The following is a 24,170-nucleotide window of genomic DNA, read 5'->3' as shown; positions in this document are numbered from 1 at the left end:
GCCATGAGTCAGCTCAAACCACTCTCTGCCATCGCCCGTGCCGGGGATTTGATGTTTCGTGAAACGCCGTCCCAGACGGCCGGGCCGTATGTGCATATCGGGCTTGCCCTGTCGGTCGCCGGGCTGCCGCAGCGTGATATGGAAATATGGAATCAACTGGCGACGGAGGAGGCCGAGGGGGAGCGTATCGCTTTGGTCGGGACGGTCATTGACGGCAATGGTGATGTCGTCAGGGACATCTTTGTCGAGGCGTGGCAGGCGAATGCCCGCGGTGAGTACTGTGACGAATATTCCCCGACCAACGCCTTTAACGGCTTTGGCCGTGCCGCGCCGGATGTTCTGAGTGACGGGGAGTGGTCCTTTGATACGATCAAGCCCGGATGCGTGAAGGACAGTCGCGGCCAGTGGATGGCGCCTCACGTGGCGCTGAGCCTGTTTGCCCGGGGTATCAATCTGGCCTTGCATACACGACTTTATTTCGAGGATGAAGCACAGGCCAATGCCTCCTGTCCGGTGCTGAACGCCGTGGAGTCACCGCAGCGTCGTCAGACAATGATTGCCCGTCGGGACGGGGAGCGGCATGGCGTGCCCTGTTACCGGCTGGATATTCGTCTTCAGGGCGAGGGGGAAACGGTCTTCTTTGATTTTTAAGCGGCGAAGCATCAGCCTCGCTGACGAAACCGGGACGGCGAGGTGCCGGTATAACGCTTGAAAAAGCGGGCGAAATAACCGGGCTCGTCGAATCCCAGCTGTTCGGCAATTAACGTAATGCTCATGCTGGTGTAGGTCAGCTCGCGCCTGGCTTCCAGAAGGGTGCGTTCATTGAGCAGGGCCAGCGCACTCCGGCCGGTATGTTTTATGCACAGGGCATTCAGATGTGATGCGCTGATGCCCATCTCCTGTGCCAGCACCGTAATGGTAGGGCGGGCTCGGAAGCGGGCGTCAATCAGGTGCTGGAACTGCGCCAGATGCTGTTCGGCTCGGCTTGCCGGCTGACGCCGGGCCTGCCGGCGTGGCATGTCGAGTCGCCAGGCCTTGCCGATCAGGGCACACAGCCAGGTATCCATCATGGTTTCGCGCCCGTGGGCGCGCCCTTCAAATTCCCGCCGGATCTCGTCGCGCAGCTCAAGGACCGGCGATGACGGTGACAGCGCGGTCCAGCCTCCTTCATCCAGCCAGCCTGCCGCCTCGGGGAGGCGCTGTCGCAGCCTGGCGATCATCGGGGCTGACAGCGTCAGAATATGGCCTCGGGTCTCGGCACTGAATCTGAAATGATGTACCGCCAGCGGCGGGACGCGGATCAATAGCGGGCCGTCATGCTGATGACGTCGTTGATCGATGCCCAGCGAGACCGGACCACTGTCCAGCAGTAACACATGCATCAAGTCCATGTGGCGATGGGCACGAATATTGAAATCGTGCAGACGGCTGCGGGCGAAGATCGATTCACAGTGAAGCAGATCGTCGACCGGCCACTGTAGCCGTTCACCGTACAGTGAAAAAACGGGTACCTCATCGGGGCGATTCATCTTCCTCCCGACGGACTGCCACTAAAGTGGACTGCAGATCCGCGATATGTGCTGGTTAATAGCGAAAAAGGCTCTTAATTTACCGTCTTTATCCCTGAAAAATGCAAGTAATTACAGGGAGAATGTCATATGCGAACACAGGTTGTCATTATCGGAGCAGGTCCCTCCGGGCTGTTGCTGGGTCAACTGCTTGATCGACAGGGCATTGATGCCGTCATTGTGGAGCACCGAAGCGAAGCCCACGTGCTGTCACGAATTCGCGCCGGTGTACTTGAAGACGGGATGACGTCACTTTTGAAGGAGGCCGGGGTCGGCCAGCGTCTGATGGACGAGGGGATGGTGCACGGCGGGTTTGCCATTGCGCATCACGATCAGCTGCGCCGGGTGGATGTGGCTCACTATACTCAGGGGCGCCACGTGACAGTGTATGGCCAGACCGAGGTAACGCGGGATCTCATGGAGGCACGTCGGGCCAGTGGCGCCCTGAGCCTTTATGAGGCTTCCGAGGTCAGGCTTCACGATATCGATAGTGATGCTCCATCCGTTACGCTTGTCCATCAGGGGGAGACACTGCACATCGAGTGTGACTACATTGCCGGCTGTGATGGCGCGCATGGCGTGTCGCGCCGGTCTATACCGCAGGACAGGCTGTCACTGTTTGAAAAGGTCTATCCCTTCGGATGGCTGGGGCTGATGTCGGATACTCCCCCTGTGCATGAGGAGCTGATTTACGCGCGTCATGCAGATGGCTTTGCCCTGTGCAGCATGCGTTCTTCCACCCGCAGCCGGTATTACGTTCAGGTCAATGCCGATGAGAAGGTCGAAGACTGGTCGGATGACCGTTTCTGGAGCACGCTGTCACACCGGTTGCCTGCCGAGGTGGGAGAGGCGCTTGTTACCGGACCCTCCATCGAAAAAAGCATCGCACCGCTTAGAAGCCAGGTCACGGAACCGATGCAGTATGGCCGTCTGTTTCTGGTCGGGGATGCGGCGCATATTGTACCGCCTACCGGGGCAAAGGGGCTTAACCTCGCTGCCAGCGACGTGTCGGTGCTCTACCGGATACTGGTACAGGTCTATCACCATGGGCGAAAGGATCTGGTGCCTTCCTACTCGCCTACCTGCCTTGATCGTGTCTGGAAGGCGGTGCGTTTTTCATGGTGGATGACCAATACACTGCATTCCTTTCCGGAAGACGATGGTTTTGCGCAGCGGATGAAGGATATCGAGTTGAGTTACATGCTCGATTCGGTCGCGGGACTTGCTTCCATTGCTGAAAACTATGTGGGACTTCCCTACGGTGAACTGCTCTCCAGCGAGGTTGTCAATAAATTTAGTTCACCAAACTATCCACAAGAGCCCTTGACAGCAAAAAAAGTCTGTTCTGGCAGTTAATTGGCTCATGCTGGTAGTTGTCAAGATGGCCTGTCAATAGGTGCGTCAAAAAATCACAACGATTACAGGTGCTTAAGCTTAAAGTGGCAGTAATGGGATAGGGATGTTGACCATGTGTTCAGCAAACCGGCAGGGCGAAATTCACTGACCTGTCGTGATTATTACGGGTTGCTCACAAAGTTATCCACAGGGCGGGGGAGGCCGGTGGCGGCATGACCGCCACCGGTTGATAACTCGGTTACTGTGCCTGGTCGGCCGGCGTGACCTTGTGCAGCTCAACCTTGAAGATCAGGGTTTCATTCGGCCCGATCGAGCCACCGGTACCTGCGCTGCCATAAGCCAGATCGGCGGGAACATACAGCATCCAGGTGGCACCTTCATGCATGTTCTTGAGAGCTTCCTGCCAGCCCGGGATCACCTGGTTGACCTGGAAGCTGACGGGTTCGCCGCGCTTGTAGGAGCTGTCGAAGACGGTGCCATCGATCAGGGTGCCTTCGTAATCGACCTTGACGGTGTCATCGGCGGTAGGCTGTGGCCCGGTTCCTTTCTTGATCACCTTGTACTGAAGGCCTGAATCGGTGGTTTTTACGCCTTCCTTGTCTGCATTTTCCTTCAGGAAGGCTTCACCGGCCTGCTTGTTCTGTGTGGCGGCCTTCTCCTGCTCGGCCTTTTGCTGAGCAATCTGTTTCTTCTGATAGCTGGTCAGCGTCTGAGTAATCTGCTCATCGGACATTTTCAGGTCATTGCCTGAATAGACGTCCTTGATGGCCTGGGTCAGGGCATCTACATCTACCTTGTCCATGTCCTGCTTGAGGCTGCGAGACAGGGTAACGCCTACGCTATAGCTCAGTTTTGCCTGATCGTCTGTCAGGGATGACGGGGTATCTGCCGCCCATACCGTGGTGCTTGCCAGTGTGCCGATAAGTAACGCGCCTGCCAGTTTTTTCATGAAACGTCCTCGTTGATGCAACCAGACCAGTACGGAATACTGGTATTTATGTGTGATGTGACTGTATCAGGATGTTCCTGGTTCCGCATGAGGCTGAATTTGCGCCAGTGTTCGGGCAACCAGTCTGCGACTGTCCAGCGACAGGCCTGGAGCCCAGCGGGCCAGTGAGGTTTCCAGTGACTCGCCATGTGCCTTCCGGCGGACGGCATTTTCCTGCGCCTTGAGGGCGTCCAGCCGGGTCAGGGCCTCGCGCTCACTGTCGAGCTCATCCACCTTGAGCTGTTCACGTATTCCATGGGCCAGTGGCGAGTGAGCTGCCGTGCCCTTGAGGGCCTGGCGACAGCGCCTCAGTGGCAGGGTCATGTCATGCTGCCAGCGTCGTACGCCCGCCAGTGCCGCTTCCCAGTCGTTGTTCAGGGTCAGACCCTGCTGGTCCAGCCAGCAAAGCCACAGTAGTTCGCAGACATCAAGGCCGGCATTCTCCTGAAGATCCAGACACAGGGCCTGAACACCGTCTTTCGCGTACAAGCGCAGCGCGTAGTGCCACAATTGCGTAGAATGGTCGGTCATTTATCGCCTCAGAATAGTCCCGCCCCCGCCTTTCGGGGCGTGGAACGTATGAACGCCGTGGAGAGAACATGATTGCATTTCGACAACTGGCGCTGCAACGCGGTGGGACGCCGCTGATTACCAGTGCCGATGTTCGCATCAACGATGGCAGCCGAGTAGGTATTGTCGGCCCCAACGGAGCCGGCAAATCGAGCCTGTTCAAGCTGCTGCTTGGCGAATTGACGCCTGATCAGGGCAGTATCGACTATACCAACGGATTGCGCATGGCCCACATGGCCCAGGAGCTTGATGCCCTGGATCGGCCGATCATTGAAGTGGTCATGGACGGCGACCCGGCACTGAGAGAGGTCGAGCGCTCGCTTGAAGTGGCCCGTGAGGCCGGTGACAACCATCGGGAAGCCGAACTGCACGGCCACTTTGACGCGCTGGACGGGTATACCGCCCGCTCCAGGGCCGAACAGCTGTTGATGGGGCTCGGGTTTACCCAGCCTCAGCTTCGGGCTCCGCTCAGCGATTTTTCCGGTGGCTGGCGGATGCGTGTCAATCTCGCCAAGACCCTGTTCATGCCCTCGGACCTGATGCTGCTTGACGAGCCGACCAACCACCTGGATCTGGATGCCCTGCTGTGGCTGGAACAGTGGCTTGTTCGGTATGAGGGCACGCTGCTGCTGATCTCTCATGACCGCGACTTTCTGGATGCGGTCTGCAACCATATTCTGCATTTTGATCATGGTACCCTGGTGCTCTATCGCGGTGGCTATTCCACGTTCGAGCGCACGCGTGCCGAGCAGATTGCCCAGCGCGAGGCGCAGCGGGTCAAACAGGAGGCGCGTCGGGCCGAGATCGAGCAGTTTGTTGCACGGTTCAAGGCCAAGGCCACCAAGGCTCGTCAGGCGCAGAGTCGACTCAAGATGCTCGAGCGAATGGAAGATATTGCCGCGACCCGTGCCGATTCTCCGTTCCAGTTCACCCTGCCCTGTGCCGACAAGACCTCTCATCCCCTGCTGGCGCTGGATCATGCCGAGCTGGGATATGCTGATACGGCAATTCTGTCGCAGGTACGTCTGACGCTGGCGCCTGGGCAGCGCATTGGTCTGCTGGGCCCCAACGGAGCGGGCAAGTCGACGTTGATCAAGTCGTTGACCGGTGATCAGGCCTTGATCAATGGCAAGCGGGTGGAAGGCGAACACCTGGTGCTGGGGTATTTCGCACAGCATCAGCTGGAAGCCCTGGATATCAAGGCCAGCCCATTCATGCACATTCAGCGGCTTTCGCCTGGCGCCAGTGATCAGGATATCCGCAATTTCCTCGGGGGCTTCGGGTTCAAGGGGGACGATATCTTCAGTGAAGTGGGCAAGTTTTCCGGTGGCGAGAAGGCGCGCCTGGCCCTTTCACTGATTGCCTGGCAACGGCCCAACCTGCTGTTGCTCGATGAGCCGACCAACCACCTTGATCTGGACATGCGTGAGGCCCTGACCGAGGCGCTGGCAGCGTTCGAGGGCGCTGTCGTGATCGTTTCGCACGACCGACATCTGTTGAACGCCAGCGTTGACGAGTTCTGGTGCGTGGCGGATGGGCGAGTCACGGCCTTTGACGGAAACCTGGAAGACTACCGTCAATGGCTCAAGCAGCGTGAAATGACGCGCAGTACCGCTGATGCGTCTTCCGGCGCTGCCGAGCCGCGGGTGGATAAGAAGGCGGCTCGCAAGGCCGCAGCCGAGCTGCGTGAAAGGATGCGCCCGCTCAGGAACACTCGCGACAAGGCTGAAAAGACCATGGTCGCGCTGCAGAAGGACCTTGATGCGCTGGAGCAGTCGCTGGGAGATGACACGCTTTATACCGATAGCCGCCGCAAGGATGAGCTGAACCGGCTGCTGGCTCGGCAGGGGGAGCTCAAGACACAACTGGACGCCAGTGAGCAGGCCTGGCTTGATGCCGAAGAGGCGCTTGAGGCCTATGCTGATACGCTGGATGCCTCCTGAGACAGGGAGAAGGAACCATGATGACAAGAAGCCGAGGGACGTGGTGGCTGGCAGGCGTGCTGGTTCTGCTGGCTGGTTGCGCCAATGACACCCTGACGATGAGCAACTATGAGCGATTAAGCCCGGGCATGACCCGTGCCGAGGTGGAGGCTGTGCTGGGTGAGGGTGAAAAATGTACTGGTGCCATGGGGTTTTCCAATTGTGTATGGGGTGACCGCAAGCGATCGATACAGGCGCAGTTCGTAGCCAACAGGGCCATCACGTTCCAGTATCAGGGGCTTGAGCAGACCGGACGCTAGAGCGTCTGTGGCATGGCGCGACATCATCCCGTTTGCGGCGGTAAGTCACATGTCCCGTGATCACCGTACAGGGGCGCCCATGGGGCGCCCCTGTCGTATCAGGCCCTGACTTACTGCATGTACCAGCCATGGCTTACCAGAATGGACTGGCCTGTCAGCGCGTTGGACGGGAAGGTCACCAGGTACAGCGCTGTTTCTGCCACGTCCTCGACGGTGGTGAACGTCTGATCCACGGTGTCCTTCAGGAAGATCTTCTCGACGACTTCATCTTCGGTCATGTTGTGCTCGCGCGCCTGATCGGGGATCTGTTTTTCCACCAGCGGTGTTTTTACATACCCCGGGCAGATGGTGTTTGAACGGATGCCGTACTGGGCACCTTCCTTGGCCATGGTGCGGCACAGCCCCAGCAGGCCGTGCTTGGCCGTAACGTAGGGTGACTTCATGGCCGAGGCCTCATGGGAGTGGGCCGAGCCCATATACAGCAGGCAGCCGCCTTCCTTCTGAGTCATCATCTGGCGAAACGCCGCTCGGGTGCACAGGAAGCTGCCATCCAGCTGGACATCGGTCACCTTCTTCCAGTTGGCGTAGGAAAGCTTGTGGATCGGTTCGACATGCTGGGCGCCGGCATTGGCAATCATGATATCCAGCCGGCCAAACTGGTCGATGGCGGCCTTGAAGGCATCTTCTACTTCCTGTTCATCCGTCACGTTGGCTGCAACGCCCAGCGCGGTGCCGCCCGCGCGTCCGATATCCTCCGCTGCCTTGTCGGCGGCGTCCTTGTCCATGTCGAGAATCACGACCCTTGCGCCCTGTTCCGCAAATAAAACAGCAATCTGCTTGCCGATGCCGCTGGCGGCGCCGGTGATCAGGGCGACCTTGTCCTTGAGGCGGTCCTGCGCGGGGTAGGCTGACATATGGCTCTCCTTGGCGATGGTCGGGCGCGTCGTGCCCGTACTGGAATGAAACCGCGCGGGGCATCCCGGCACCGTTTCGAGAATATCAGGTTAGGCTAAATAGTCGTGTACTACCCGGCCGTAGGGCAGGGTGAGGTCAGTCAGGATGTGCTGAACGCTGACAATGTCCCGCACCGGCAGATCCGCGACCGGGGCGAAGACGTGTTCATACAGTTGCAGGCGCCCCGGGCCTTCCCACGCGCCCTTGATCACCAGATCCTCCAGGCCGACTTCCACCAGTTCAGCAATGCGCGGGCTACCATCGACATGGGGAATCAGCTTGTACAGCAGGGTGGGCGTGTCCAGCATGTCCTGGCGAACCCTGTTCGTATCCAGAGCACGGTGCTTGAACCCCATGGTGGCCTGAGCTACCGGCATGCCGGCGTATTCAAGCGTGCCGGTGAGGGTGTCATGCATGATCGAAAGCCGCGGGGTGGCCAGCTTCTTGGGGAACCCCCACAGTTCCCGGCCCCCGGCAATGGGCGCGTGGTCGTCCAGATACATGGCGCGCTGATAGCCGTAGGCCTTTCCTTCAAGGAGGCAGGGAATGACCTGGCCGGACTCGACGTACTGCCCGAAACCGGTGGAATCCGGCATGTTGATGAATTCAAATTTCACCAGCGGCTCATCGAAGGTCAGTGGCTCCGGCAGTACTCGCCGGAGGGCCTGGGCATCAGTGCGGTAGGTGATGTTGAAAAACTCCCGGTTCACGAACCGATAGGGGCCCGGTGGATAGGAGGGGCAGTCCCAGGGCATGGCAACGCTGTGCTCGGGCAGGGAAGGGTTTTTTTTCATGACATGCTCCTGTGTTTCGTGATCCGGTCGGGCAGGGGCCCACTGGCCGGTGCTCAGGATTCTTCAACCAGCTGGCCATCCCTGTTGCTGCGAAAACTGCAGACGCGGGCGCCGATGTCATCGCTGACCGGGTCCTTGTGACAGGGGCAGATGTCGAGGGCCTGGGTCATGTCATCGTGACCTGCCTGTCGGCGCGCGACGATGCTTGACCAGGAAAAGTCGATGTCCTTCTGTGCGGTTTCCTGCTCTCGTACCGGTGCCAGCAATCGCACGATATTGACCGGCTGCTGAAGGCCCAGTTTCAGGATTTCACTGATCTGGGAGGTGTGACGTACTTCTTCGGGCAGGTGGTGGGACAGGGTGCGAATGGCGGCCTTCAGGGCATGAATACGCTTCAGGAAGTGCACGTTCTGACCTGCACGGGTGGCGTACTGAATGTCCTTTTCCCGATTGATGGCTTCCATGATGGTCGAGGGCGCCGGTCCGGCAGCGTGCCAGAGATCCACCACGTAGCAGTTGACGGGCAGGTTGCTGCCGGGCTGCTCTTCTTCCAGTACATAATCAAGCGGTGTGTTGGAGACGAGCCCGCCATCCCAGTAGAGCTCGCCGTCAACCTCTACCGGCGGAAAGCCGGGAGGAAGTGCACCGCTGGCCATGATGTGTTCGGCATTCAGGGAGTGATGGTGGCTATCGAAGTAGGTCAGTTCCCCCTTGCCAACATTGACGGCGCCGACACTCAATCGGATGCCATCATGAAAGTTGCGAGTGCCCAGGGCATCGAAATCCACCAGCCGATTCAGGGTGGCCCGCAGGGCCGAGGTGTCATAGAACCCGGGCAATGTGCCGTTGGGGTGTAACAGTGGAATCGACCAGGGGCGGCGAGGCGTGAAAAAGTTCGGTACGCCGCGGGTCAGTGCCATATAGCGTGCGGCCTGACTCTCCATTCTGTCGCTCTGCGGGCCGAAGCTGTGGCCGGGCTGGGCAATCTCTTCCCAGAAGGCTTCCAGACGCTGCAGGCTGTGTTCGGTGTCGCCACCGGCAATCAGTGCCCCATTCAGCGCGCCCACCGAGGTACCCACGACCCAGTCAGGTCGTATGCCTGCCCGGTTCAGCGCCTCGTAAACACCTACCTGATAGGCCCCCAGAGCGCCTCCGCCCTGCAATAACAGGATATTCATTGCCCGCGACATCAGACCCTCCCGAGCGCAGCACACTGTGGCGCTGCGGGGTGAACGTGATTTTATTCCAGCCTAGGAAAGTTTATGTTGCGGTGCAATATAAAAACGGGGTCAGGCCTCCAGCAAAAAGGTGACCGGGCCGTCATTGGTCAGTGATATCTGCATGTCGGCACCAAACCGTCCGGTCTCGACCGGCGCGTGTCGTTCGCGAGCCAGGGTAACCAGGGTATTGAACAGTTCTTCGCCCACCGCCGGGGAGGCGCCGGATGAGAAGCCGGGACGCAGGCCCTTGCGCGTATCGGCCACCAGCGTGAACTGGGAGACCAGCAGCAGCCCGCCACCGGTCGCCCCAAGGCCGAGATTCATGCGGCCATCATCATCGTTGAAAATGCGATACCCCAGCAGCTTGTTCAGTAACCGCTCGGCGCGCTCTGGGGTATCGTCACGCTCGATGCCTATCAGCGCCAGCAGCCCCGGGCCGATATCGCCGACACAGGTGCCATCGATATGCACTGCGGCATGACTGACCCGTTGAATCAGGGCTTTCATTCATCATCCTTGTGGTGTGAAACCAGTGGGCATCTTACCAGGTGCGGCACAGCATGATGTCGCAGCGGGTTTCAGACAGCAGTCGCTCCAGCAGGCTGCCCGCCGTGCGGCGGCCGATGCCGATGCGTCCATGACTCCCCAGCGCCAGCAGATCGGGTGGCTGGTCGCGTACTCGCTGGATCAGCACTTCCGTCGGATCCCCCTGCTCAAGCACCAGTTCAAGGTCCGGTACATCGTCGATATCGGCCATGAAACGTTCGGTTTCAAACTCCAGCTGCTGGCGCAGTTTGGTGCGTTCCTCATTGCGCCAGCGTGCATAGCCGGGGTCACTTGCCAGTTCTCTGGAGGCAGGCATGTCCCAGACGTGCAACAGGGTCAGCCGAATGTCGGGAAAGCGCAGCAGGACTTCCTTGAGAGTGTGGCGCGATGCCAGCGAGAAGTCGATGGGGACCAGTACGTCCTGCCAGTTGCGTTTGGTGCTGTGAGAAATGCTCAGTACCGGGCAGGGTGCACGGCGCATGACGCGGGATACCGTCGTGCCCGTCACGAGATCCTGCTGATGATGCTTGCGGTGGCTGCCAAGAATGGCCAGATCGGCCTTTTGCTCGTAGACCTCGCGAATGATCTCGGCGTAGGGCGTGCCGGTTACTACCTGAATCATGGTATTGGGTCTTGGCGAGCCCAGCGATTCACAGGTATCTATCAGCAGTTGTTCGATTTCACGACTGACCGCCTTTTCCAGCTCGCGCAGCGCCGCTCTGGGAAGAAAGGGGTCAAGTACATGCAGAATGTTCAGCCGGGCGTGGTGCTCATTGGCCAGCAGTACCGCGCGGGAAAACGCTGCGCGACACTCGTTGGACAGGTCCGTCGCAAGCAGCAGCGTTTGTGTCATGACGAGCCTCCAGAAGAGGAAGGGTGGCAGGTGTGCTCAGTATGGCTGGGCGGGATGAATATTCAACAGCCCCGTGGATGAATTGGGGCCTTTGTTTTACCACCAGGCATGAAAATGATGTACCGGCCCCTGTCCCTTTCCTACCCCCAGACGATCGGCTTCTTCCAGACTTCGCGTCATGTAGACCTTGGCAGCCCTGACGGCGGCCGGCAGGGTGGCATGTTGGGGCAGCAATGCCGCAATGGCTGACGAGAGCGTACACCCGGTACCGTGCAGGTGGCGTGTTGCGATGCGCGGTGCTTCCAGCCACTCGGTGTCCTGCGCGGAAATAAGCAGATCGGCACAGGTGCTGTCAGCCAGAAAGCCTCCCTTGAGGAGAACGTGGGAAGACTGCAGGCCGCGCAGGTCATCGCACATGGCCATCATGGCATCGCGTGAATCGGGGATGTTCGTACCGAGCAGTTCAGCGGCTTCCGGCAGGTTGGGGGTAACAATATCTGCCAGGGGCACCAGCAGTTCGCATACTGCTGCCACGGCGCCGGCGTCGACCAGCCGGTCACCGCTTTTGGCTACCATGACCGGGTCCAGCACGACATGGCGTGGAGCGTACTCCAGTATCAGGCGCCGAATGCACTGGGCCGTATCCCGGTCAGCCACCATCCCGATCTTGATGGCGTCGATCTCGATATCATCAAACACGGCACGAAGCTGCGCTTCCAGAGCCGCCAGGGGCAGGGGATATACCTCGCGTACACCGCAGGTATTCTGGGCCACGATGGAGGTGATGGCGCTGGTGGCGTAGCCGCCCAGGGCCGAAAAGGTTTTCATGTCAGCGTGCATACCGGCGCCGCCGCTTGGGTCCGTGCCTGCGATGGACAGGAGTCTGGGAATGGCCACGATCACTATGTTCCTTTTTTGTACTGGCTGTCTGGCAGGCCCCTTCAGGAAGGAATTCGCCCAATTGTGGATTTTGATATGCCGCGTCGTTTAGTATGACCGAATATTCAGCGCGTTAAGATTTAACCAGGTTTTTTCAATTCCGGAAACGGGCTTGGCATGACTGTGCGGTAATCGTCTACCTTGAAGGTACCAGGGCGCTTGCCAGCGAAAAAGCGCACATAATAAATACATTGTGACTAGTCCGCACGGCCTGACCGCCGCGCCCCACACCTTCATTGATGAGTGAGAACAGGCATGGAGCAGATTGCACAGCATTGGTCGGTAGCGATTTTTGTCGTCGCTGTTTTCGGGCTGTGTGCCTTCATGGTCGGACTGGCCAGTCTCCTTGGCGGGCGCGCCTGGGGGCATCAGAAAAACACACCCTTTGAATCCGGTATCGTACCGGTGGGAAGCGCGCACCAGCGCTTTTCCGTCAAGTTCTACATGGTTGCGATGCTGTTCGTCATCTTCGACGTCGAAGCCCTCTTTCTATTCGCCTGGGCGGTCACCGTGCGTGAAAGCGGCTGGACCGGCTTTGTCGAAGCCTTCATTTTCATCGTTGTGTTATTGGCCGGTCTGATCTACCTGAGTCGTGTGGGCGCGCTTGATTGGGCGCCCATCAAACGCGCCAAGGAGATCAAGACCTCGTCCTGAGGTTTCTCCATGCAATACAAACTGACGCGTATCGATCCGAACGCGCCCGAAACAACCCAGTATCCGGCCGGGGAACGTCGCATCGTCGATGACCCCATGAAGCAGCAGGTTCACAAGAATGTCTTCATGGGCAAGCTTGAGGATGTGATGCACTCCGCGGTCAACTGGGGACGAAAGAACTCGCTGTGGCCCTACAATTTCGGGTTGTCGTGCTGTTATGTCGAGATGACGACTGCCTTTACGGCACCTCATGATGTTGCCCGGTTTGGTGCCGAAGTCATTCGCGCTTCTCCGCGTCAGGCTGATTTCATGGTGATTGCCGGCACCTGCTTCATCAAGATGGCTCCGGTAATCCAGCAGCTCTATGACCAGATGCTGGAGCCCAAATGGGTCATTTCCATGGGGTCCTGCGCCAACTCCGGCGGAATGTACGACATCTACTCTGTCGTACAGGGCGTAGACAAGTTCCTGCCGGTGGATGTCTATATCCCCGGCTGTCCGCCACGTCCCGAAGCCTTTCTGCAGGGGCTTCAGCTGTTACAGGATTCGATCCAGGAAGAGCGCCGCCCATTGTCGTGGGTGGTAGGAGACCAGGGCGTGTATCGCGCCGAAATGCCGTCGCAGCGAGAAAAGCATCGTGCCGAGCGCATCGCCGTGACGGAACTTCGCACCCCTGACCAGATTTAACCCTGACTGCTCTTGATAACGGACCGCTCATGACCGTGGAAAATGCACAGCCCGCCGGCGCTCAGTCGTCCTGGGCGATTGAAGAAGAACTACTGGCCTTTTTCGGGCCGGATGCCCTGACCTTTCAGGTGACTCGAACAGCCATGCCGGTAGTGTGGGTGGCGCGTGAGCGGCTCGAAGAGGTGATGCAGTTTCTCAAGGGCGTGCGTCAGCCCTACGTGATGCTGTACGACCTGCACGGTGTGGACGAGCGTCTTCGTACTCACCGTGACGGGCTGCCGGATGCGGATTTCACCGTGTTCTACCAGTTGATGTCGCTGGAGCGCAACAGCGACATCATGGTCAAGGTGGCATTGTCGGAGCGGGATCTGGTAATTCCCAGCATCGTCAGGCACTACCCCAATGCCAACTGGTACGAGCGGGAAGTGTTTGACATGTTCGGCATCGATTTCAGCGGGCATCCGCACATGACCCGCATCCTGATGCCGTCGACCTGGAACGGCCATCCGCTGAGAAAGGATTATCCGGCCAGAGCGACTGAATTCGACCCCTACAGCATGACGATGGAGGGGCAGGATCAGGCGCAGGAAGCCCTGAAATTCGATCCGGAAGCCTGGGGCATGAAACGTCGTACTGACGATGCCGATTTCATGTTTCTGAATCTGGGGCCGAACCACCCTTCAGCTCACGGGGCTTTCCGTATCGTACTGCAGCTGGATGGCGAGGAAATTCTCGATTGCGTGCCGGATATCGGGTATCACCACCGCGGCGCCGAGAAAATGGCCGAGCGTCAGTCCTGGCACAGCTTTATTCCTTATACCGACCGCATCGATTATACCGGTGGGGTCATGAATAACCTGCCCTATGTGCTGGCGGTCGAAAAGCTGGCCGGCATTACCGTAACGCCCCGGGCCGAGTTTATTCGGGTCATGATGGCCGAGATGTTCCGCATCAACTCTCACCTGCTGTTTCTGGGAACATTCCTGCAGGATCTGGGGGCCATGTCGCCTGTCTTCTACGCCTTTACCGATCGTCAGAAGGCCTATGAGGTCATCGAGGCCATTACCGGGTTTCGCATGCACCCGGCCTGGTACCGTATCGGTGGCGTAGCTCATGACCTGCCCAATGGCTGGGATCGTCTGATCCGTGGCTTTATCGACTGGATGCCGGCCCGGCTCGATGAATATGAGCGGGCCATGATGGATAACGCCATCGTGCGCGAACGTACCCGGGATGTGGCCGCCTATACCTCAAGGGAAGCCTTTGAGTGGGGTGTGACCGGTCCGAACCTGCGTGCGACCGGAGTGGATTTCGATCTGCGCAAGAAGCGCCCCTACAGTGGTTACGAAAAATTCGACTTCGATGTGCCCCTGGCCAGCAATGGTGATGTCTTTGATCGTGGCATGTTGCGGATCGAGGAGATGCGCCAGAGCCTTCGCATCATTCGTCAGTGCATGGAGCATATGCCTGCCGGTGCCTACAAGGCGGATCATCCGCTGACAACGCCGCCGCCGCGCGAAAAGATGCTGCAGCATATCGAGACGCTGATTACCCACTTTCTGCAGGTTTCCTGGGGGCCGGTACTCAAGCCCAACGAATCCATGCAGATGATCGAGGCCACCAAGGGGATCAATAGTTATTACCTTACCAGCGATGGCAGCACCATGAGCTATCGCACTCGAATCAGAACCCCCAGTTACCCGCACCTTCAGCAGATCCCGGCGGTCATGCGGGGGGGCTTTGTCCCGGATTTGATTGCGCATCTGGGCAGCATCGATTTCGTGATGGCGGATGTGGATCGTTAAGTCATGGACCAGCCAATGAACAAAGACAGCCTGATATTTACCGACCGGCCCGGCAGCGACTTTGTGCTGCATGACGATGATCGTCACGCCATCGAGCACGAAATGTCGCATTACGAGAATCCGCGTGCGGCCTCGATCGGTGCACTCAAGATCGTGCAGAAGCGTCATGGCTGGGTGCCCGACGGGGCCATCTATGCCATCAGCGATGTGCTGGGAATCTCGTCCAGCGACGTTGAAGGGGTGGCGACCTTTTACAGCCTGATTTTCCGTCAACCAGTGGGGCGCCACGTGATTTTGCTGTGCGACAGCATGACCTGCTACATCAACGGTTACGAATCGGTGCGCGAAACCCTGAAGGACGCTTTGGGTATTTCCCCTGGCCAAACCACTGCCGACGGGCGTTTCACGCTGTTGCCGGTGTGCTGTCTGGGCAACTGCGACAAGGGCCCGGCCATGATGGTTGATGAGCACATCCATGGCCCGGTCAGCCCGGACAACGTCATGCGCCTGCTGGAGGAATACTCATGAGTGCGAGCCCCTTTGCCTCATTCGGCACCATCAATGCCATGCCACGTGCAGCTGAAACCCATCCGCTGACCTGGCGTTTGCGTGATGACGGTGCCGTGGTCGGCCTGGATGAATACCGAAACAAGGATGGTTACGAGGGCGCGCGCAAGGCGCTCGACATGAAGGCTGATGATATCGCCGGACTGGTCAAGGAAGCAGGCCTCAAGGGGCGCGGCGGCGCCGGCTTTCCTGCCGGGGTTAAATGGAGCCTGACGGCCAGGGGCGAAGAAATGCCCCGGGGCTATGTGGTCTGCAACGCCGATGAAATGGAGCCCAACACCTACAAGGATCGCATGTTGATGGAGCAGCTGCCCCATCTGCTGATCGAGGGCATGATCATCTCGGCGCTCGCCAACAACTCCTTCCGAGGGTACATCTTCCTGCGCGGTGAATATGTCGATGCCGCCAGAAGTCTGGAGGAGGCGCTGGTCGAGGCGCGTGAGGCCGGGATTCTGGGCACTCACGTGCTGGGCAGCGACTTTGACTTTGATATCTTTCTGCATACCGGCGCCGGTCGCTATATCTGTGGTGAGGAAACCGCGCTGATCAATTCGCTGGAAGGTCGGCGTGCCAATCCGCGTTCCAAGCCGCCCTTTCCCGGCCAGAGTGGGGCCTGGGGCAAGCCCACGGTCGTCAATAACGTTGAAACCCTGTGCAATGCGCCCTCGATTCTTGCCAACGGCAAGAACTGGTATCTGGGCCTGGCGCTTGAAGGCAGTGATGACGGCGGTACCAAACTGTTCGGCTTCACGGGGCAGGTCAATAACCCGGGGCTCTGGGAACTGCCGCTGGGCACGACGGCCCGTGAGATTTTCGAAGACTACGCCCAGGGCATGAAGTCCGGTTATCAGTTGAAGGCCTGGCAACCCGGTGGTGCCGGCACCGGCTTCTTGCTGCCGGAACATCTGTCGGCGCAAATGTGCTCCAACGGCATCGGTGAAGTCGGTACGCGGATGGGAACGGGGCTTTCCCTGGCGATCGATCACACCGTCAGCATGGTGTCACTGCTCAGAAACATGGAAGAGTTCTTTGCCCGCGAGTCCTGTGGCTGGTGCACTCCATGCCGTGATGGTCTGCCCTGGACCGTTCGCATCCTGCGCTCGCTGGAGCGTGGCGAGGGTGAGCAGGGCGATATCGAGATACTCGAGGAGCTGACCGGCAAGCTGGGGCCGGGAAAAACCTTCTGCGCGCACGCACCGGGGGCCATCGAGCCGTTGGGCAGTGCCATTCAGTATTTCCGTGACGAATTCGAACAAGGCATCAACCACCCGAAGCGGGAAGCGCACGGTGAGCCGATTCCGGTGGGATCCGTATAAGCCGGTTATGCCGCCCGCAAGGGCAGACCGTTTTTTGACTTGAGCCGCCCGGTACGCCGGGCATGAGGATGGGAATAACACGCCATGGCAACCATTCATGTCGACGGCAAGAAGTATGAGGTAGACGGCAGCGATAACCTGCTGCACGCCTGTCTCTCGCTGGGGCTTGATATCCCCTATTTCTGCTGGCATCCCGCGCTTGGCAGCGTCGGGGCCTGCCGCCAGTGCGCCGTCAAGCAGTACAAGGATGCCGACGACACGCGGGGCACGCTGGTAATGTCCTGCATGGCGCCGATTTCGGACGACAGCTACATCTCGATCGAGGATGACGAGGCAAGGGAGTTTCGTGCCAGTGTGGTGGAGTGGCTGATGGCCAACCACCCGCATGACTGTCCGGTATGCGAGGAGGGGGGGCATTGCCACCTCCAGGACATGACGGTCATGACCGGTCACGATACCCGTCGTTATCGCTTCAACAAGCGTACCCACAAGAACCAGTATCTTGGGCCGTTCATTGCCCATGAGATGAACCGGTGCATCACATGCTATCGCTGCGTCCGGTTTTATCAGGATTACGCCGGCGGCGAGGATCTGGGGGCCTTCGGGGCGCACAACAATATCTACTTCGGGCGAACCACCGAAGGGGTGCTTGAAAGCGAGTTTGCCGGCAATCTGACGGAAGTATGCCCGACAGGCGTGTTTACCGACCGCACTCACTCTGATCACTACACCCGTAAATGGGACATGCAGTTTGCGCCAAGCATCTGCCACCAGTGCTCGAGCGGCTGCAATATCAGCCCGGGAGAGCGCTATGGTGAAGTGCGGCGGATAGAAAACCGGTACAACGGCGACGTTAACCACTACTTTCTGTGTGATCGCGGCCGGTTCGGGTATGGCTATGTCAACCGGGAAGACCGTCCTCGCCAGCCTGAAGTGCGGGATAGTAGTGCCGTCCGTCAGGTGTCAGTGGATCATGCCCTTGATACCGGTGCTGACCGGCTTCGGCAGTCCTCGCGTACCATCGGTATTGGTTCGCCACGAGCCAGCCTCGAAAGTAATTATGCGCTTCGTGAGCTGGTGGGTGCCGAACACTTTTCCGTAGGTATGCCGCGTGCCGAGCTCGAACGGCAGCAGCTGATGTACCGCATTCTGAAGGAGGGGGCACTTCCGACGCCCTCGCTTCGCGAAGTCGAAGAGCACGACGCCGTTATCATTCTGGGGGAAGACCTGACCCAGACAGCAGCCCGTGAGGCGCTGGCCGTGCGTCAGGTGGCCAATGGCAAGCGTACGGAGCTTGCGCATGCCAACAAGATCCCCGAATGGAATTACAACGCCGCTGAAACCCTGGCTCAGGGGCGCAAGTTGCCGGTATTTGTGGCCACACCTGCTGAAACCAGGCTGGATGATATTGCGGTCCAGACCTTCCGCGGCACGGCAGACCAGATTGCGCGGCTGGGATGTGCCCTCGCTCACGGACTGGACGGTAATGCGCCAGCGGTCGACTCTCTCACGGAGGCCGAACAGGCACTGATCTCGCAGTTGGTGGATGTCATCGACCAGTCCAGACGGCCCCTGCTTGTGTCGGGGGGTAGCCTTGAATCCGTGGCCGTTCTTGAGGCCACAGCCAACCTGGCCCGCGCCCTTCGACATCGTGACAAGCAGGCATCACTTCGACTGATCAGCGGTGAAGCCAACAGCACAGGCCTGGCAATGATGGGTGGGTTGTCGCTTGAAGACGCGCTGGCCAGCGTTGACGGCGATACCACGCTGATCGTGGTCGAGAATGACCTCTACCAGCGGTTGCCGCGAGCTGCTGTTGATCAGGCGCTGGGTCAGGCGGCCACCCTGGTGGTGATGGATCACCAGCGCACCGAGACCTTTGAGCGCGCAGATATCGGCCTGCCGGCAGCCTCCTTTGCAGAAGCCGACGGCACCCTCGTCAACCATGAAGGCCGCGCCCAGCGCTTCTTCCAGGTATACCAGCCGGATTATTACCGTCCGGGCGATCTGACCCATGAAAGCTGGCGCTGGCTGCATGCGTTGCATACCACGCGTGAACGGCGTGATGTGGACTGGACTCAGCTCGATGAGGTCACCCTGCACTGTGCGAAGGCGTTGCCTCAGTTTGAGGGCATTGAAAGCGCAGCCCCCAGCGCTTCGTTTCGGATCAAGGGGCAGAAGATTGCCCGGATGCCTCATCGCTCCAGCGGCCGTACGGCCATGCGCGCCAATATCAGTGTGCATGAACCGCGCACGCCCCAGGATAGAGATACGGCCCTGGCTTTCTCGATGGAGGGGTATAGCGGGTATGCCGAGCCGCGTGGCGAAGTCCCCTTTGCCTGGGCGCCGGGCTGGAACTCTCCTCAGGCCTGGAACAAGTTTCAGGACGAGGTGGGCGGCCATCTGACCGCTGGGGATCCGGGTATTCGGCTCATTACGCACCAGCCTGATGCCGGGCTCGCATATTTTACGCCGGCTGCGCCGGCGCGCCGGCGTGAGGCAGGGGAATGGCAGTTGACGCCCCTGCACCAGCTGTTCGGCAGTGATCCGATGTCGGCACGGGCCGAACCCATTCAGGAGCGTATGGTGGAGGCGTTTGTGGCGGTCAATGCCGCCGGCCTCAGGGATCTGGCGGTCGAGCAGGGCAGTTTGATGACGGTTCAGCTGGACAGCGTGCGCTTTTCGCTGCCGGTACGCGTCAGCCGTGACCTGCCCGATGGTGTCGCCGGCCTGCCGGTCGGACTGCCCGGCGTACCGGCCGGGATCGACTTTGCCACGCGCGTAACGCTGACGCAGGAGGGCCGCGCATGAGCTGGCTGACGCCTACGGTGATCGATACCGTCATTGCTGTTGTTCAGGCCATCGTCATCCTGTTGGCGGCGGTGGTATCCGGGGCGCTGTTGAGTTTTGTCGAGCGCCGGCTGCTTGGGTGGTGGCAGGACCGATATGGCCCGAACCGGGTTGGCCCTTTCGGCTCCCTGCAGCTGGCTGCCGACATGCTGAAGATGTTCTTCAAGGAAGACTGGATTCCAGTCTTTGCCGACAGGAAAATCTTTACGCTGGCGCCGGTCATCGCGATGGCATCACTTCTGTTGTCGTTCATGATTATTCCGATTACGCCGGGCTGGGGCGTCGCTGACCTGAATGTGGGCCTGCTGTTCTTCTTTGCCATGGCCGGGGTGAACGTTTATGCAGTGCTGTTCGCCGGTTATGCCAGCGCCAACAAGTACGCCCTGCTGGGTGCCTTGCGTGCATCGGCGCAGACGCTGTCCTATGAAGTGTTCATGGGGCTTTCATTGATGGGGGTAGTGGCCATGGCCGGTACTTTCAACATGCGCGATATCGTCACCGCTCAGGCGGACATGTGGAATATCATCCCTCAGTTCTTCGGATTTTGTACCTTTCTGATTGCCGGTGTGGCAGTCACGCACCGCTCTCCGTTTGACCAGCCTGAAGCCGAGCAGGAGCTGTCCGATGGGTATCATATCGAATACTCCGGCATGAAATGGGGCATGTTTTTCGTCGGGGAATACATCGGTGTGGTGCTGATTTCGGCGCTGATCGCCACGCTGTTCTTCGGTGGCTGGACGGGGCCGTGGTTGCCGCCCATCGTGTGGTTTTTGCTCAAGACCGGCTTTTTCATCATGTTGTTTGTCCTGTTCAGGGCCGCGCTGCCGCGTCCGCGTTATGACCGTGTCATGAGCTTTGGCTGGAAATTCTGCCTGCCACTGACGTTGATCAATCTACTCGTGACCGGAGCGGTGATTCTTCTCAACGCCCCGGCCACATCGTAAGGGGGGACACGGCATGATCATGAAAGTACTTGCCGGGACCTGGTCGCAGCTGCGCACGCTCGGCATGGTCTTTATGCATGGGTTTCGCAAGCGCGAAACGCTTCAGTACCCGGAAGAGCCGGTGTATCTGCCCCCTCGTTACCGTGGGCGCATCGTACTGACCCGTGACCCGGACGGTGAGGAGCGCTGCGTTGCCTGCAACCTGTGCGCGGTAGCCTGCCCGGTAGGCTGTATTTCCCTGCAGAAGGGAGAGAAGGAGGATGGGCGGTGGTACCCCGAGTTTTTCCGCATCAATTTCTCGCGCTGCATTTTCTGTGGTCTGTGCGAGGAGGCCTGCCCTACCTCGGCGATCCAGTTGACGCCTGATTTCGAGTTGGGTGAGTACAACCGTCAGGAGCTGGTCTACGAGAAGGAAGATCTGCTGATATCAGGGCCCGGCAAGGATCATAACTATAATTTCTACCGGGTTGCCGGGATGGAAATTGCCGGCAAGGGCAAGGGTGAGGCGCAAAACGAGGCTGAGCCCATTGACGTCAAATCATTGTTGCCGTGATCACAGACCAAGGAAACTAGCCCGTGGAATATGCCTTTTATATTGCGGCGGCCGTAGCGGTGCTGTCGACACTCAGGGTCGTCACCAGCATCAATGCCGTGCATGCGCTTTTGTATCTGATCGTCTCGCTGATTGCGGTCGCCATGGTGTTCTTTGCTCTGGGAGCCCCCTTCGCCGGCGTGCTTGAAATCATCGTTTATGCCGGTGCCATCATGGTGCTTTTTGTCTTTGTCGTGATGATGCTCAATCTGGGGCAGGCATCCGTTGAACAGGAAAAAAGCTGGTTCAATCCCAGGATGTGGGTTGGGCCCTCGGTGATGGTGGCCGTGATGTTGATCGTGATGCTGGTGGCGCTGTTTGAAAGTCCGGGAACAGGCATGATTACCGGTGAGCTGATTGACGCCAAGATGGTGGGCAAGGCGCTTTATGGCCCATATGTACTGATGGTCGAGCTGGCCTCCATGCTGCTGCTGGCTGGTGTAATTACGGCCTATCATCTGGGCCGGGATGACTCGATGCGGCCGACCCGCGAGATGAATGAGCCCAAACAGCGCCTTTCACATGATCACCGGGGGACACGATGAACGGATTACCCGTCGAACATGGCCTTGTGCTGGCCTCGATCCTGTTTGTAATCGGTTTGGCCGGTCTTATGGTCCGTCGCAACATGCTGTTTGTGTTGATGTGCCTGGAGATCATGATGAATGCCGCCGCGCTGGCGTTTATTGTCGGTGGCACGCGCTGGCAGCAGCCGGACGGCCAGATCATGTTCATCATGGTGATTACGCTGGCTGCCGCTGAAGCCAGCATCGGTCTTGCCCTGCTGATTCAACTATACCGCCGCTTCAGGACCCTGGATATTGACCAGGTAAGCGAGATGAAAGGATGACGTTACTTCCTCTGGTCTTTATCTGTCCGCTGGTGGGGGCGCTGCTGCTGGCATTTCTGCGGGGCATGCCCCAGCGTCTGGCGGCGCTGATTGGTGTGGGCTCAATTGCCCTGTCTGCGCTGTCTGTCGCCGTTATCGCCGTGACATACCTTGGGGGTGATCACACGCCGGTCACCGTGACGCTCTGGCAGTGGATCTCCGTTGGCGATTTCACGCCGCGTTTTTCCCTCTATGTCGACGGTCTGACGATTACGATGCTGGGTGTGATTACCGGCGTCGGCTTTCTGATTCATTTGTTTGCGTCCTGGTACATGACCGAAGATCTGAAGGACGCCACCGGCTATCTCTATACCCGCTTCTTTGCCTACATGAATCTGTTCGTGTTCAGCATGCTGCTGCTGGTGCTGGCGGACAATCTGATGCTGTTGTATCTGGGCTGGGAAGGGGTTGGCCTGTGCAGCTATCTACTGATCGGGTATTACTACCGTGACCTGGACAATGCTAGGGCGGCGTTCAAGGCGTTTATCGTGACGCGGGTGGGGGATGTGTTTCTCGCCATCGGCATGTTCATCTTGTATGCCCGGTTCCAGACGCTGGATATCCAGACGTTGCTGGCTTTGGCGCCGGAAGCCTGGAGCAAGGGCGACATGATGGCGGAGCTGGCAGCATTGATGCTGCTGGGCGGCGCGGTGGGCAAATCAGCCCAGTTGCCACTGCAGACCTGGCTTGCCGATGCGATGGCCGGTCCGACGCCGGTATCGGCCTTGATTCACGCTGCCACGATGGTGACGGCCGGGGTCTATCTGATTGCCCGGACGCATGTGATTTTCGAGCTGGCACCGATGACGCTGGGTCTGGTGGGCATTGTCGGGGCGCTGACGCTTCTGATTGCCGGGCTGTCCGCTCTGGCGCAGACCGATATCAAGCGGGTTCTGGCCTACTCGACCATGAGTCAGATCGGCTACATGTTCCTGGCGTTGGGTGTTCAGGCCTGGGATGCGGCCATCTTTCACCTGATGATTCATGCCTTCTTCAAGGCGCTTTTATTCCTGACGTCCGGGTCGGTGATCATCGCCTGCCACCACGAGCAGAACATGTTCAGAATGGGCGGGTTGAGAAAACCACTCAAGCTGGCCTATGCCTGCTTTCTGGTGGGCGGGTCAGCGCTGGCGGCACTGCCTCTGGTCACGGCCGGGTTTTACTCCAAGGATGAAATTCTCTGGCTGTCGTTCGCTTCCGGACATGAAGTGCTGTGGGCCTTTGGCCTGATGGGTGCGTTCCTGACCTCGGTTTATACCTTCCGCATGATCTTTATCGTGTTTCACGGGGAGGAGAAAACCAAGGCGCATGCTCCGCACGGACTGGCGCATCATCTACCGCTGGTCGTATTGCTGGTGCTGTCGACCTTTATCGGTGCCTTCATTCATCCGCCACTGGCCGGCGTACTGCCGGCATCGCCGGAGGGAGATGCCGAGGGGCTGCAACTTGTGCTGGAAGTGGTGTCTTCCATCGTGGCCATTCTGGGGCTGGGTATCGCGGCAGCTCTGTTTCTGGGGCGTCGTCGATTGGTCAGTGCGCTGGTCAAAACGGACATCGGCCGTACGGGCTGGCATTTCCTTCATAATGCCTTCGCGTTTGATCAGCTTTACAACATGCTGTTTGTAAAGCCCTTTCTGGCCATTGCCTGGTTGCATCGGGTGGATTGGATCAATGCGCTGGTCAATATCTGGCCATGGCTTGCAAAGCAGGCTCACCGTGGACTGTCGGCCAGTCAGACCGGTCGGATCCGCTGGTACGCCGGTTCAATAACCGCAGGGGCGACCATCATGCTGGCGCTGCTGGTCCTCGGATAACGACATAAGGAAACGTGAACGT

Annotated in this window: 24 protein-coding genes; 15 read left to right on the top strand and 9 right to left on the bottom strand. The window is 59.0% G+C overall.

Annotated elements, in window-relative coordinates; all coding sequences use genetic code 11:
- The first annotated feature begins 3 nt into the window (after window positions 1-3).
- Window positions 4-651: a protocatechuate 3,4-dioxygenase subunit alpha gene (pcaG, locus tag OQ287_RS12910; RefSeq protein WP_265896705.1), complete on the top strand. Its 648-nt coding sequence runs from the start codon at window positions 4-6 to the stop codon at window positions 649-651.
- 11 nt (window positions 652-662) lie between these two features.
- On the opposite strand, the gene OQ287_RS12905 is transcribed toward pcaG, so the two are convergent.
- Window positions 663-1,529 carry a helix-turn-helix domain-containing protein gene (locus OQ287_RS12905; protein ID WP_250938644.1) on the bottom strand — a complete coding sequence of 289 codons (867 nt, stop codon included), beginning with the start codon at window positions 1,527-1,529 and terminating at the stop codon, window positions 663-665.
- 129 nt (window positions 1,530-1,658) lie between these two features.
- Between OQ287_RS12905 and pobA the strand changes: the two genes are divergently transcribed.
- Window positions 1,659-2,924, top strand: a complete 1,266-nt coding sequence (pobA, locus tag OQ287_RS12900) for a 4-hydroxybenzoate 3-monooxygenase (protein WP_265896703.1) — start codon at window positions 1,659-1,661, stop codon at window positions 2,922-2,924.
- 238 nt (window positions 2,925-3,162) lie between these two features.
- Here pobA and OQ287_RS12895 read toward each other — a convergent pair whose 3' ends face one another.
- Window positions 3,163-3,873, bottom strand: a complete 711-nt coding sequence (locus tag OQ287_RS12895) for an FKBP-type peptidyl-prolyl cis-trans isomerase (RefSeq protein ID WP_265896702.1) — start codon at window positions 3,871-3,873, stop codon at window positions 3,163-3,165.
- A 66-nt stretch (window positions 3,874-3,939) separates the two neighbouring features.
- A complete protein-coding gene (locus OQ287_RS12890) occupies window positions 3,940-4,443 on the bottom strand; it encodes a TIGR02444 family protein (protein WP_250938647.1) in 504 nt (167 codons plus the stop codon).
- Window positions 4,444-4,511: 68 nt separating this feature from the next.
- Here OQ287_RS12890 and OQ287_RS12885 point away from each other — a divergent pair, with 68 nt between their 5' ends.
- Window positions 4,512-6,425, top strand: coding sequence for an ABC-F family ATP-binding cassette domain-containing protein (locus OQ287_RS12885; protein ID WP_265896701.1), 1,914 nt, complete (start codon window positions 4,512-4,514; stop codon window positions 6,423-6,425).
- A 17-nt stretch (window positions 6,426-6,442) separates the two neighbouring features.
- Window positions 6,443-6,724 (top strand): hypothetical protein, encoded by a 282-nt coding sequence (locus OQ287_RS12880; RefSeq protein WP_265896700.1) that lies wholly within the window; start codon window positions 6,443-6,445, stop codon window positions 6,722-6,724.
- Window positions 6,725-6,834: 110 nt separating this feature from the next.
- On the opposite strand, the gene OQ287_RS12875 is transcribed toward OQ287_RS12880, so the two are convergent.
- From OQ287_RS12875 to thiD, 6 genes are all read right to left on the bottom strand, one after another.
- On the bottom strand, window positions 6,835-7,638 hold the full coding sequence (locus OQ287_RS12875; RefSeq protein ID WP_250938651.1) for a 3-hydroxybutyrate dehydrogenase: 804 nt from the start codon (window positions 7,636-7,638) through the stop codon (window positions 6,835-6,837).
- A 90-nt stretch (window positions 7,639-7,728) separates the two neighbouring features.
- Window positions 7,729-8,472 (bottom strand): acetoacetate decarboxylase, encoded by a 744-nt coding sequence (locus OQ287_RS12870; protein ID WP_265896699.1) that lies wholly within the window; start codon window positions 8,470-8,472, stop codon window positions 7,729-7,731.
- Window positions 8,473-8,525: 53 nt separating this feature from the next.
- The gene (locus OQ287_RS12865) at window positions 8,526-9,662 is read right to left on the bottom strand and encodes a patatin-like phospholipase family protein (protein ID WP_265896698.1); all 1,137 of its coding nucleotides are present in this window, start codon (window positions 9,660-9,662) and stop codon (window positions 8,526-8,528) included.
- A 99-nt stretch (window positions 9,663-9,761) separates the two neighbouring features.
- The gene (dtd, locus tag OQ287_RS12860) at window positions 9,762-10,199 is read right to left on the bottom strand and encodes a D-aminoacyl-tRNA deacylase (RefSeq protein ID WP_250938657.1); all 438 of its coding nucleotides are present in this window, start codon (window positions 10,197-10,199) and stop codon (window positions 9,762-9,764) included.
- 34 nt (window positions 10,200-10,233) lie between these two features.
- Window positions 10,234-11,091, bottom strand: coding sequence for a universal stress protein (locus OQ287_RS12855; RefSeq protein ID WP_250938660.1), 858 nt, complete (start codon window positions 11,089-11,091; stop codon window positions 10,234-10,236).
- A gap of 96 nt (window positions 11,092-11,187) precedes the next feature.
- Entirely contained in the window at window positions 11,188-11,991 is an 804-nt protein-coding gene (thiD, locus tag OQ287_RS12850; protein WP_265896901.1) for a bifunctional hydroxymethylpyrimidine kinase/phosphomethylpyrimidine kinase, read from the bottom strand.
- Between the two features lie 294 nt (window positions 11,992-12,285).
- On the opposite strand from thiD, the gene OQ287_RS12845 reads away from it, so the two are divergent.
- The 11 genes from OQ287_RS12845 to nuoL all read left to right on the top strand — a co-directional run bounded on the left by OQ287_RS12845 (window position 12,286) and on the right by nuoL (window position 24,148).
- Window positions 12,286-12,684 carry an NADH-quinone oxidoreductase subunit A gene (locus tag OQ287_RS12845; protein WP_250938662.1) on the top strand — a complete coding sequence of 133 codons (399 nt, stop codon included), beginning with the start codon at window positions 12,286-12,288 and terminating at the stop codon, window positions 12,682-12,684.
- 9 nt (window positions 12,685-12,693) lie between these two features.
- Complete coding sequence (locus OQ287_RS12840; protein ID WP_250938664.1) at window positions 12,694-13,371, top strand: NuoB/complex I 20 kDa subunit family protein; 678 nt, start codon at window positions 12,694-12,696, stop codon at window positions 13,369-13,371.
- A gap of 29 nt (window positions 13,372-13,400) precedes the next feature.
- On the top strand, window positions 13,401-15,176 hold the full coding sequence (gene nuoC / locus OQ287_RS12835; protein ID WP_250938666.1) for an NADH-quinone oxidoreductase subunit C/D: 1,776 nt from the start codon (window positions 13,401-13,403) through the stop codon (window positions 15,174-15,176).
- A 15-nt stretch (window positions 15,177-15,191) separates the two neighbouring features.
- Window positions 15,192-15,704 carry an NADH-quinone oxidoreductase subunit NuoE gene (gene nuoE / locus OQ287_RS12830; RefSeq protein ID WP_250938669.1) on the top strand — a complete coding sequence of 171 codons (513 nt, stop codon included), beginning with the start codon at window positions 15,192-15,194 and terminating at the stop codon, window positions 15,702-15,704.
- A complete protein-coding gene (gene nuoF, locus OQ287_RS12825; protein WP_265896697.1) occupies window positions 15,701-17,059 on the top strand; it encodes an NADH-quinone oxidoreductase subunit NuoF in 1,359 nt (452 codons plus the stop codon). Before nuoE ends, nuoF begins: the two co-directional genes overlap by 4 nt.
- An 84-nt stretch (window positions 17,060-17,143) precedes the next feature.
- Window positions 17,144-19,870 (top strand): NADH-quinone oxidoreductase subunit NuoG, encoded by a 2,727-nt coding sequence (nuoG, locus tag OQ287_RS12820; protein WP_265896696.1) that lies wholly within the window; start codon window positions 17,144-17,146, stop codon window positions 19,868-19,870.
- Window positions 19,867-20,853: an NADH-quinone oxidoreductase subunit NuoH gene (gene nuoH / locus OQ287_RS12815; RefSeq protein WP_250938675.1), complete on the top strand. Its 987-nt coding sequence runs from the start codon at window positions 19,867-19,869 to the stop codon at window positions 20,851-20,853. The genes nuoG and nuoH overlap by 4 nt, the downstream gene beginning before the upstream one ends.
- A gap of 13 nt (window positions 20,854-20,866) precedes the next feature.
- Window positions 20,867-21,406 (top strand): NADH-quinone oxidoreductase subunit NuoI, encoded by a 540-nt coding sequence (gene nuoI / locus OQ287_RS12810; protein ID WP_250938677.1) that lies wholly within the window; start codon window positions 20,867-20,869, stop codon window positions 21,404-21,406.
- 23 nt (window positions 21,407-21,429) lie between these two features.
- A complete protein-coding gene (nuoJ, locus tag OQ287_RS12805) occupies window positions 21,430-21,990 on the top strand; it encodes an NADH-quinone oxidoreductase subunit J (protein ID WP_250938680.1) in 561 nt (186 codons plus the stop codon).
- Window positions 21,987-22,295 carry an NADH-quinone oxidoreductase subunit NuoK gene (nuoK, locus tag OQ287_RS12800; protein ID WP_250938682.1) on the top strand — a complete coding sequence of 103 codons (309 nt, stop codon included), beginning with the start codon at window positions 21,987-21,989 and terminating at the stop codon, window positions 22,293-22,295. Before nuoJ ends, nuoK begins: the two co-directional genes overlap by 4 nt.
- On the top strand, window positions 22,292-24,148 hold the full coding sequence (gene nuoL / locus OQ287_RS12795) for an NADH-quinone oxidoreductase subunit L (RefSeq protein WP_265896695.1): 1,857 nt from the start codon (window positions 22,292-22,294) through the stop codon (window positions 24,146-24,148). The genes nuoK and nuoL overlap by 4 nt, the downstream gene beginning before the upstream one ends.
- The last annotated feature ends 22 nt before the right edge of the window (window positions 24,149-24,170 follow it).

This window comes from Larsenimonas rhizosphaerae, from assembly GCF_026240105.1.
Classification (GTDB): Bacteria; Pseudomonadota; Gammaproteobacteria; order Pseudomonadales; family Halomonadaceae; genus Larsenimonas; species Larsenimonas rhizosphaerae.
The sequence above is the reverse complement of the archived record's forward strand: the minus strand, read 5'-3'. Positions and strand labels throughout refer to the sequence as shown.